Source organism: Embleya sp. NPDC050493, assembly GCF_044458105.1.
In the GTDB taxonomy this organism is placed as follows: domain Bacteria; phylum Actinomycetota; class Actinomycetes; order Streptomycetales; family Streptomycetaceae; genus Embleya.
In genome coordinates, this window is sequence record NZ_JBITHP010000003.1 from 736,660 (window position 1) to 746,518 (window position 9,859).

At 73.6% G+C, this 9,859-nt stretch carries 10 protein-coding genes and 1 riboswitch; of the genes, 9 read left to right on the forward strand and 1 reads right to left on the reverse strand.

Features of this window, described 5'->3' with window-relative positions:
• Window positions 1-362 precede the first annotated feature (362 nt).
• The 5 genes from ACIBM5_RS09895 to ACIBM5_RS09915 all read left to right on the forward strand — a co-directional run bounded on the left by ACIBM5_RS09895 (window position 363) and on the right by ACIBM5_RS09915 (window position 3,653).
• On the forward strand, window positions 363-842 hold the full coding sequence (locus tag ACIBM5_RS09895) for an RNA polymerase sigma factor (RefSeq protein ID WP_396006323.1): 480 nt from the start codon (window positions 363-365) through the stop codon (window positions 840-842).
• A complete protein-coding gene (locus ACIBM5_RS09900; protein WP_396006324.1) occupies window positions 839-1,369 on the forward strand; it encodes a hypothetical protein in 531 nt (176 codons plus the stop codon). Before ACIBM5_RS09895 ends, ACIBM5_RS09900 begins: the two co-directional genes overlap by 4 nt.
• Window positions 1,370-1,646: 277 nt before the next feature.
• The gene (locus tag ACIBM5_RS09905) at window positions 1,647-1,934 is read left to right on the forward strand and encodes a helix-turn-helix domain-containing protein (protein WP_396006325.1); all 288 of its coding nucleotides are present in this window, start codon (window positions 1,647-1,649) and stop codon (window positions 1,932-1,934) included.
• Entirely contained in the window at window positions 1,931-2,434 is a 504-nt protein-coding gene (locus tag ACIBM5_RS09910; protein WP_391583828.1) for a hypothetical protein, read from the forward strand. The genes ACIBM5_RS09905 and ACIBM5_RS09910 overlap by 4 nt, the downstream gene beginning before the upstream one ends.
• A gap of 304 nt (window positions 2,435-2,738) precedes the next feature.
• Window positions 2,739-3,653, forward strand: a complete 915-nt coding sequence (locus ACIBM5_RS09915) for a SigB/SigF/SigG family RNA polymerase sigma factor (protein WP_396006326.1) — start codon at window positions 2,739-2,741, stop codon at window positions 3,651-3,653.
• An 83-nt stretch (window positions 3,654-3,736) separates the two neighbouring features.
• Here the strand turns inward: ACIBM5_RS09915 and ribB are convergent, their stop codons facing one another.
• Window positions 3,737-4,408, reverse strand: a complete 672-nt coding sequence (gene ribB, locus ACIBM5_RS09920; RefSeq protein ID WP_396006327.1) for a 3,4-dihydroxy-2-butanone-4-phosphate synthase — start codon at window positions 4,406-4,408, stop codon at window positions 3,737-3,739.
• A 251-nt stretch (window positions 4,409-4,659) separates the two neighbouring features.
• Window positions 4,660-4,790: riboswitch (FMN riboswitch) on the reverse strand.
• Between the two features lie 392 nt (window positions 4,791-5,182).
• Here ribB and ACIBM5_RS09925 point away from each other — a divergent pair.
• The 4 genes from ACIBM5_RS09925 (at window position 5,183) to ACIBM5_RS09940 (ending at window position 9,724) form a co-directional block, all read left to right on the forward strand.
• Window positions 5,183-5,404 carry a hypothetical protein gene (locus ACIBM5_RS09925; RefSeq protein ID WP_391583825.1) on the forward strand — a complete coding sequence of 74 codons (222 nt, stop codon included), beginning with the start codon at window positions 5,183-5,185 and terminating at the stop codon, window positions 5,402-5,404.
• Window positions 5,405-5,630: 226 nt separating this feature from the next.
• Window positions 5,631-6,734: a glutamate--cysteine ligase gene (locus ACIBM5_RS09930; RefSeq protein ID WP_396006328.1), complete on the forward strand. Its 1,104-nt coding sequence runs from the start codon at window positions 5,631-5,633 to the stop codon at window positions 6,732-6,734.
• Window positions 6,735-6,891: 157 nt separating this feature from the next.
• Window positions 6,892-9,636, forward strand: a complete 2,745-nt coding sequence (gene lanL / locus ACIBM5_RS09935; RefSeq protein WP_396006384.1) for a class IV lanthionine synthetase LanL — start codon at window positions 6,892-6,894, stop codon at window positions 9,634-9,636.
• A complete protein-coding gene (locus ACIBM5_RS09940) occupies window positions 9,590-9,724 on the forward strand; it encodes a hypothetical protein (protein ID WP_391583823.1) in 135 nt (44 codons plus the stop codon). Before lanL ends, ACIBM5_RS09940 begins: the two co-directional genes overlap by 47 nt.
• Window positions 9,725-9,859: the final 135 nt, after the last annotated feature.

The following is a 9,859-nucleotide window of genomic DNA, read 5'->3' on the forward strand; positions in this document are numbered from 1 at the left end:
GCTGGTGTGGGCGGCCGCGGCGGGGGTCGTCCCCCGCGCGGTCGGGCTGCCGTGCGCGTGGGTGGGGGCGGGGGCGGGGGCGCGCGCCCCGCCCCCGGGCCGGCCACGGCACACCCGGCGTACGCGTCGCCGTCCGCATCTCGACCGGTGCTCGCCCCCGTACGCCGTCGGTCCGCCCGGCGCCGGCACCCCGTCGGTACGCACCCGAGGAGTTCACGGCCATCCAGGAATCCCACCTCCGGATCCACCAGGACCCGAGTCCGGCCCACCCGGCACCGCCCGCCGAAGGCGCCCCGCCCCGCCGGCGTGCGTTCGGCCTGTTCCGTCGTCGGACCCGGGAGGCGGGCGAGCCGCCGCCGACCATGGCGCAGCTCTACCACGCGCACCGGATCCGCCTGGTGCGCCTGGCCACGCTGCTGGTGGACGACCAGGAGACCGCCGAGGACGTGGTGCAGGAGGCGTTCACGGCGGCCTTCCGCCGCTACGGCGCGCGCCTGGGCGAACTCGACGACCCACCCGCCTACCTGCGGCGCTGCGTGGTCAACGGCGCCCGATCGGTGCTGCGCCGACGGCGCACCGCCCGGGCCTGGATACCGCCGGTGCCGCCGCCGGTGGCCTCGCCCGAGGACGATGCGCTGCGGGCCGAACGCGACCGGCGGCTGCGGCACGCGCTGGGGCGGTTGACCGGCAGGCAACGCGAGGTGCTGGTGCTGCGCTATTGGGAGAACCTCAGCGAGACCGAGATCGCCGGCACGCTGGGCATCCCGTCCGGCACCGTGAAATCCACCGCGAGCCGCGGACTGACCGCGCTGCACCGGTTGCTTATGGAGGACGACGCGTGACCCGACACGGTGCCGAACCCCTGCGCTCGGGCACGCCCGAGCATGCCGCGCTGGAGGCCGAACTGCGCGACTGGATGGGCCGGCGGGCGGACACGGTGACCGCCGAGACGCTGCGGACCCGGGACGTGCCGTTGCCGGCCGGGACGGCGCGCGGGCGGCGCGTCCCGCTGCGCCTTGCGCTGCCGGTGGCGGCGCTGGCCGCGGTCGCGGCCGGATGGGCCGTGCTCGGCTCGACCGGAGGCTCGGATGCCCCGCACCCGGTGCGGGTGCCGCCGGCCGCACCGGCTTCGCCGACCGACGCGCCGAACCCCTTGACGCCCGCACCCGATGGTGCGTTGCCGCCGAACAGTGTGGCCGCGGCGAACCCGTCGTCCGCCACAAGTCCCCCGTCCGTACCTCCGCCCGCCACAAGTCCCCCGTCGGCACCTTCGCCGAACACCCCGCCCGACATGCCTCGAACCCCTGCTACCGACAACCCGAGGCGGGTCTCGCCGCCCGCCGCCGGCGAGGGCAGGCGCGTCGGCTGAGCGATCGGGCCCCGCCCTCGGCGCGCGACCGACGGTCCCCGGAGCCGGGTGGCTGCCGCCGACCGGGCCGGTGGCCCGGGGGCGTTCGCTGCGCACCCGGGCGAAGTCCCTCTCCGGCGCGGCGATTACGGGTTGCCGGGCCGGCGGCGCGTTCGGATGACGCGGCAACTTTCCCGCAGAGAGGGAAGGTTGTCCTTCCTCCGGACTACCGCTCCCGCAATCGGCGATCTACCCTGCGGAGATGACAGATGTTGCGCCTGGGGTGCGTGGGACCAGAATGGCGGAGCCGATACCCAACCGGGACACGAACACGGACGAACCGATCCGGATGATCGTGGTGCGCAACGTGCGCATGCTCGCCCGGCGGGACGGCTACACGGACGGCGCCATCGGAGAGGCGCTGGGCCACGGCCGGTCCTGGGCGTGGCGCCGATTCACCGGCGAACTGCCCTTCGACCTCAACGATGTGGAGCGCCTGGCCCAGCTCTTCCAGGTGGAACCGGCGCACCTGCTCGCCCCCGCCCACACGTGGGCTCCGGACCCGGCCCGAAGGGTTGTCTCATGAGCACCGACCGTCGCCCGAGCAGTCGGCGCAACCGAACCGACGCCAAGCACCGCATCGAACGGGTCGCCGCCCGCCCCGCCCGACACAACGACGGCGCCTCCGTACCGGCCATGTCCTCGGAGGTGATCGAGGCCGCGCTCTACCGCGCGGCCGAGGGCAGCCACTCGGCGCAGGCGACCACGTACATCCTCACCGAGGAGGGCTCGTTCGTACGCCGCCCCGAGTTGTACGCGGTCTGTCTGGACTGGTCCGACGACGGCCGCTACGCGGCGGTGCGCTGGCGGACGCTGCGCGAGGTGGTCACCGCCCCCGACGCGCCGTTCCCGCCGGGGGCGTTGCGCACGATGCTGCTGCTGTGTTGTTCGCTGCACGACGACGGCCCGGCACCGCTGTCCCAACTGTCCCTGCTCGACTCGACCAACGCACGGATCGTGTCCCGCGGGATCCACATCGCCACCGGTGCCCTGCCCCTGCGTCAGGCCCTGGGCAACACACCGTGACCCGACCGGCGTCGCCGGGGGGCCGGTGCGCCGACTCGTGCCGGCGGGTACCGCAGCGTGCCGAGTCGAGCACGGCCGTCCGGCCCCGGGCACGGCCCGATTCGGTCCCCGGGCCCGGCTCACCCTCGGAGGATGCGCGTGCCCGCCGCACGCCCTTCGTCGAGGGCGCCTTCGGACGGCCCGCGCGACCCGTTGCCTCGGCGCCGGGGCCCGGGGCGCGGCCCCGTCAGGGAACGTGTGTATGGTGCATGGATCGGGTGTGCCGTCGACACCCGCCGCGCGAGACGCACCGGAAGGACGTGACATGACCGTTGGGATTGCGACCGACTCCCCGGCCGGCACCGCTCTCGTCGAGGAGACCGCCGGTGTCGCCGTGCCCGCCGGAGGCGAACTGCCCGCCGGCTCCGTCCTGTTCGCCGGTCCGGAACCGGACGTCGCGGACGCGGACGGACCGCCGACCGCGAGCGACACGCGGGCGATGTCCAGGGTGCTCTTCGACCGCCTGAAGGCGCTGGAGGAGGGCACGCCCGAACGCCAGTACGTGCGCAACACCCTGATCGAACTGAATCTCCCGCTGGTGCGATTCGTCGCGGCCCGCTACCGCTCACGCCGGGAGGAGACGCAGGAGATCCTCCAGGTCGGCACGATCGGCCTGATCAAGGCGATCGACCGCTTCGACCCGGCCTTCGGGTACGAGTTCCCCACGTTCGCGGTGCCCACCATCTCGGGCGAGATCAAGCGCTTCTTCCGGGACCACACCTGGGCCGTGCACGTGCCGCGTCGACTTCAGGAACTGCGCCTGGAACTCGCCGAGGCCCGGGACGCGTTCACCGCCGAGCACGATCGCGAACCCACCGCGGCCGAACTCGCCGTGCACCTGGACCTGGACGTCGCGCAGGTGACCGAGGGCCTGACCGCGGCGGCCGGGTACACCGCCGACTCGCTGGACGCCCCCGCCGGCGACGACGGGCCCCTTCAGGCGCATGCGGTGCGGGCCTCGTTCGTCGATCCCGGCTTCGCCCGGGTCGAGGAACTGCACGCGCTCAAGCCCCTGATAGCCGCCCTCCCGGAACGGGAGCGGACCATCCTGGCGTTGCGCTTCGGCCGGGAACTGACCCAGTCGCAGATCGCCGAACGTCTCGGCATCTCCCAGATGCACGTCTCCCGGCTGCTCGGTCGTACCCTGGCCGGTCTGCGCACCGGCCTGCTCGCCGACTGACCGGCACGAGTCGAGGTCACCGCGGGCGGCGCGGTCGGGCCCCGGCCGGGACGCGCACTCGGCGCGCCCGGCCGGGGGGTGCGTCAGGCCAGGGCCGATCGCGCCTCGACCGCGGTGCGATAGGCCGCCAGGTCACCCACCGAGATCAGATGCAGGTCCTCCCGCTCGGCCAGCGCGATCAGATCGCCCAGGCGTGCCATGCTCCAGTCCGCGAGCACCACTTCGCACATCGCGGTGACTCCGGACAACCCGGCGAGCCGGGACAGGTCCACCCCCGCCTCGGTGTGCCCGTCTCGTGCCAACACGCCGCCGGGCACGGCCCGGATCGGGAACACGTGGCCCGGGCGGCCCAGGTCGTCCGGTCGGGTCCCCGGATCGGCCAACGCCCGGATGGTACACGCCCGTTCGGCCGCGGAAATGCCGGTGGTGGCGCCCTCCTTCAGGTCCACCGAGACGGTGAACGCGGTCTCGTGCAGGCCGGTGTTCCGCGTCGTCATCGGCGGCAACTCCAGTCGGGTCAGCGCCTCGTCCGGCATGGCCACGCAGACCACCCCGGCGGTGTTCGCCAACATGAACCGCATGGCCGCCTCGGTCGTGTGCTCCGCGGCCACCATCAGGTCGCCCTCGTTCTCACGGGATTCGTCGTCGAAGACGATCACGAACGCCCCTCGGGCGAACGCCTCGATCGCCCGAACCACCTTCGCCGAGCGCTCGACCATCGGGCCGGAGTGCTGCTCGTGGATCTGCTCTGTCATGCGTACTCTCCTGTGGTTTACGCAACGACCGCACCCGAGGAGGGAATCGGTCGCACGCGTGGTTCTCGTGCCAAGGAGGGGCCGCCCCGGCGGGCAGGCGTTCGCACGCATGCCACCGGGGACGGCCACGGCATACGGGAGCATCCGGATCCGACAACGGCCCGTTCTCCCGTGCGCCGACGCCGTTCCGGGAGAGCGAGCACGTTCGGTCCGCGCTCGGGCAGCGCCCGACCGCGGGAATCGACGTGTCGCCGCGCACTGCCTTCCATCCGGACTTTCACCGTCGGTCCCGGAGTTTCACCGGGTCAACCGGCCGCCGGCTGCGGTCGGGTCGCGGACTGTCACCGCCGGTTCGGAATTGCACCGACCCCGGAGCGCGCGAACACTCACGGTGAGTCTTCCACGGCCCACGGCCGCACCGATACGTGTCCCGCATCACCCACCCCGGCCGGTCAGTCGAATCGACCGACCCGTTGGTCGGTACGGGTGGTCGCGGAGGTCGTACCCGCGCCGGGAATCGGGCGGCTGCGCGGCCCACCCCGACTTCCACGGCCCGTCGGAGCCGCCCGTGGCGGCGTGATCGGAGCACCGCACGCGCACACCGCCCGACGCCGGGCGTCACCCGCGCGGCCCAGGGGCCCGACCGGGGATTCTCCCTGCTCGGGCGCCCACGGACGCCGGATCGACCCGGGACCGGCGGCCCCTGGGAGTGCAGGGTGGGCCGACAGCGGATTACATGGTGAGGTCGATGGATCTCACGACACGGGAGCGGACATGCACGTGATGAGAGCGGTCCAGGACGCACAGAGCGTGGTGTGGCACGCGATGGAGAGCGAGGACGTCGCATTGTGCGGCGTGACCCTGCCGCCCGGTCGGGACGTGGACGGCACCCGCCGACGGGAGACGTTCTGCGTGCCCTGTATGAGCGAGGTCGAGCGGACCATGCGCCCCGTCGACAGTTCCGACGACCGCGCGGACGAGGGGACACCGGTCTGATCCGTGACACGCCCTGGGGGCGCCGCGCCGGCGGCGCCCCCAGGCATGATGCGGGCCGAACGTTCTCGGGCCGGCGGCGCGCCGCGGGCGGGCGCCCCGTCGATGGACACGGTTCCAAGGAGTGCACGATGGTGCGTGCGATACCGGGGCGCGCGGTGGCCCCCGTACTGCGTTCGACAGGCCGCGGATCCGCGTTCGGCGCGGGCACCGCGGTCGGTGTCCGGGCGTGATCACCTTCGGGGTCGAGGAGGAGTACCTCCTCGTGAATCCCGCCGACGGTCGGCCGATGCCGGTCGCCGAGGCGGTCCGGGCGGCGGTGGACCTGCAGTCGGCGGTGTCCGGCGGCGAGGTCCAGCCCGAGTTGTTGCAGGTGCAGGTCGAGGTGGCGACGCCGGTGTGCGCGACCCTCGACGAGGTCGGCGGGCACCTGCTGCGACTGCGCCACTCGGTGGCCGTGGCGGCCGAACAGGCGGGATGCCGGCTCGTCGCCTCCGGCACCGCACCCTTCGGCCCCGACACCCCGGTCGGAGTCACCGACACCGCGCGCTATCGCCTGCTGCACTCGGACGCCCCGCGCCTGGTCGACGAGATGCTCATCAACGGCATGCACGTACACGTCGCCGTGCCCGACCGGGACGCGGGCGTGACCGTGCTCAATCGGCTGCGCCCCTGGCTGCCCCTGCTGGTCGCGATGGCCGCGAACTCGCCGCTGTGGGAGGGCGGCGACACCGGCTTCGCGAGTTGGCGCACCATCGTCTTCGGCCGCTGGTCGATCACCGGGGTGCCGCCCCACTTCGTCGACGCGGCCGACTACGACCGCCGGATCGAGAATCTGCTGACCGCGGGCGTCCTGCGTGACCGGGCCAGGGTCTACTGGCAGATCCGGCTCTCCGATCGCTACCCCACCGTCGAGATCCGTGCCATGGACGTGCAACTGCGGGCCGAGGATGCGGTGATGCTGGCCGGGCTGGTCCGGGCCCTGGTCACCCAGGTGCTGCGGGACGCGACGGCCGGGCAACTCTCGCCCCGACCCGCACCCGAGTTCGTCTCGGCGGCCCAGTGGCACGCCGCGCGGCACGGCCTGACCGATGCGCTGATCGACCCGCACGCGCCGCGCCGGCTCAAGGCCGGTGAACTGGTGGGCCGGTTGATGGAATACGTCGCCCCGGCGCTGGCGGACACCGGGGACGCCCGCCAGATCGATGCGCTGGTGCACCGACTGCTGCGGGAGGGAACGGGGGCCGACCGACAGCGGGAGGCATTCCGGCGCGGCGGCCGGGACGCGCTGCTGGGCCTGTTGGTATCCGAGTCGATGTCCACCCACGGATGATCGCGCGAGCGCCGTGCTCCCGGGCAGGTCGCGGCGCCGGGGCTCGGACACGGCAGGGGGCGGCGCGGGTCGGGCGCGGCGTGCGTACGGCATTCGGGTGATATATCGGGGTCGGACTCTGGTCGGGACCCGGGCGCGGTGGGACGCTGGGCCGGTGATGTCGAGCTACCGGTTGTTGGTTGCGCGGGTGTTGACCGAGACGGACCGCACCGACTCATGGCGGGTATGGCAGGGCGATCCCTGGTGCATGGTGTTGCCTCCCGGGCACGTACGACGGAGGCAGGGTTGGAAGTTGCACCTGTCGGCCACCGCCCGATCCGCGCCGGACGTGTTGGAGCGCGCGGCCCGGGTTCTCGTCGCCCACGGCTGTGCGTTCAAGTTCGCCGCCGATCCGGACGTCGCCGCCGAGCTGAACGCGGTCCGGGCCGCCCGGGCCCGGTCCGGCAAGTTCATCACCGCCTATCCGGCCGATGACGAGCAACTGGTGCTGCTTGCCGCCGAGTTGCATGCGGCGACCGAGGGTCTGCCGGGGCCGGCCATTCTCTCGGACCGGCGCTATCGGCCGGGCAGCGTGGTGCACTACCGGTTCGGCTGCTTCGCCCGCCCCCGCGAACTCAACGACGAGGGCTTCTACGAGGGCCGATTGCAGGCACCCGACGGCACGTCGGAGCCGGACCGCCGCGAGGCCTGGTTCTCGCCGCCGCCCTGGGCGGTGGACCCGCTGGCCGTGCCGGGCCCGCGGCACTTCGGGCGGCGGCGCGGCGACTCGGTCCTGCTCGCGCGCCGCTATCGGGTCCGCGAGGCGATCCGGCATTCCAACCGGGGCGGGGTCTACCGGGCACACGACGAGCGCACCGGCGAACAGGTCCTGATCAAGGAGGCCCGTCCGCACGTCGGAGCCGGGCCCGACGGGCGCGACGCCCGGGACTGGTTGCGGCACGAGGCACAGGTGTTGACCCGCCTCGCGCCGCGCCGGATCGCACCCGAGCCGCGCGAGGTGTTCGACAGCGGCGGGCATGTCTTCCTGGTCGAGGAGCTGATCGAGGGCATCAGCCTGACCCGGTGGACCGCGGACCGACTGGAGCGCCGACACGGCGACGACGGCCGGATCCCGGTCGCAGCGGGTTGGGAACTGGCCCGCGAACTCACCCGGTTACTGGCCCAGGTGCACGCCGAGGCGCTGGTGCTGCGGGACTTCAAGCCGGGCAACGTGATGATGACGCCCAAGGACTGCCCGATGCTGGTGGACCTGGAGAGCGCGGTCGCGGTCGGGAGCAGGGTTCCGGTGGTCGGCACCCGCGGCTTCACCGCACCCGAATACCTGGGCGCGGCCGGATCCGAACGGGCCGTTCCGGCGGCGGACTTCGCGGCGGACTGCTTCAGTCTGGGCGCCACCCTGCTCCAGGTCGGCGCCGGGATCAACCCCGTGCTGGCCGCCGAGAGCGCACCCGCGCGCCCCGTCGGCGAGCGGATCGCCGCGATCGTCGCAGCCGCCGCGCCCGGGTTGCCGATGTTGCGCGCCCTGGCCCCGTTGATCGTCGGGCTCACCGTCGAGGTCGCCCGGCGATGGACGCTGGAACAGGCCGCCGATTTCCTGCGGGCGGAACCCGACCCGACTCGACCGCTCGGCATCCGGCCGCCCGCCCCGGTCGATCCCGACCGCCTGCTGACGGACGGGCCTGCCCACCTGGCGGACACGATGGACCCGGACGCCGAGTATCTTTGGCCCGCCCCGCGCTCGTTGCCGGACGGCGATCCGTGCAACGTGCAACTCGGTGCGGCCGGTGTGCTCGCGGTGTTGGACCGGGCCGTGCGGTGCGGTCGGCGCGATGCGGAGCCGGCACTGCGCACCGCCGCGCGCTGGCTCGATCGCCGGTTGACCCGACCGGACCGGGTGCTGCCCGGGCTGTACTTCGGGCGCTCCGGCACGGCGTGGGCGCTGTACGAGGCGGCCCGGACGCTGGCCGACGACGCGTTGGCCGAGCGCGCGGCGGCCTACGCCCTGGCCATCCCGCTGATCGGCACCAACCCCGACGTGTGCCACGGTCTGGCCGGGGCGGGCACGGCCCAGTTGCACCTGTGGCACGCCACCGGTGACCGGCGGTTCGCCGAGCGGGCCGGGCAGTGCGCGGACGCCGTGCTGCGATTGCTCGCGACCGCCGAGGCCGGGGTGGACTGGCCGGTGGGTCCCGAGGTGCGCGGCGAGCTGGCCGGGTCGGCGCTGTACGGCTTCGGCCACGGAGTGGCCGGCAACGCGACGTTCCTGCTGTCGGCGGGCCGGGACCTGGACCGGCCCGAGCTGATCGACATCGCGGTCGGCGGCGCACACGCGCTCGCGGCGGTCGCCGATCGGCGCGGGGGCGTGGTGATGTGGCCGAAGGGCCCGGGGCGCACCGAGCGACCGGGACTGGACTTCTGGTGCAACGGCACGTCCGGCGTCGGCACGTTCCTGGTCCGGCTGTGGCAGGTCACCGGCACGGAGCGCTGGCTGGACCTGGCCGAGGGGGCGGCGCGCGCGGTGTATGCGGATCGCTGGCGGATCGGGCCCGGCTCGTGCCATGGCGTGGCCGGCAACGCCGAGTTGCTGCTCGATCTGTACGCGGCCACCGGGGACGAGCGCCACCGGTCCCGGGCGCACGAACTCGGCGGCTGTATCGCGGTGCGCGCCGCCCACCGGCACGGCCGATGGCTCGTCCCGGACGACACGCTGCGCGAGATGTGCGCCGCGTACGGCGTCGGGATGGCCGGCGTGTTGGATTTCCTGCTCCGCCTGGAACACGGCGGACCTCGTTCGTGGCTGGTCGACCGGCCGGCCACCGGGCACGACCAAGACCCCCGGAAAGGGGAGATGAGGCATGGAGAGCTCCGTTCTGGAACTTCAGGAACTGCCGGAGACCGATGAACAGCAGGACCTCGAACCGATGATGTGTTGCGACACGGGTCACCACAGCTACGAGTGGACCGACCTGTGCGTGGCGGCACTCGACTGATCGACCGTCGGGGGTTTCGTGGGGGGGGGGGGGGCCCCCCCCCCCCCCCGCGGGGGGCCCCCCCCCCCCCGCGCAGGCCGCCCGGGGGGGTGTGACTGCGCGGGGCGCGCGGGGGGGGGCGGCGGGGGGGGGGGC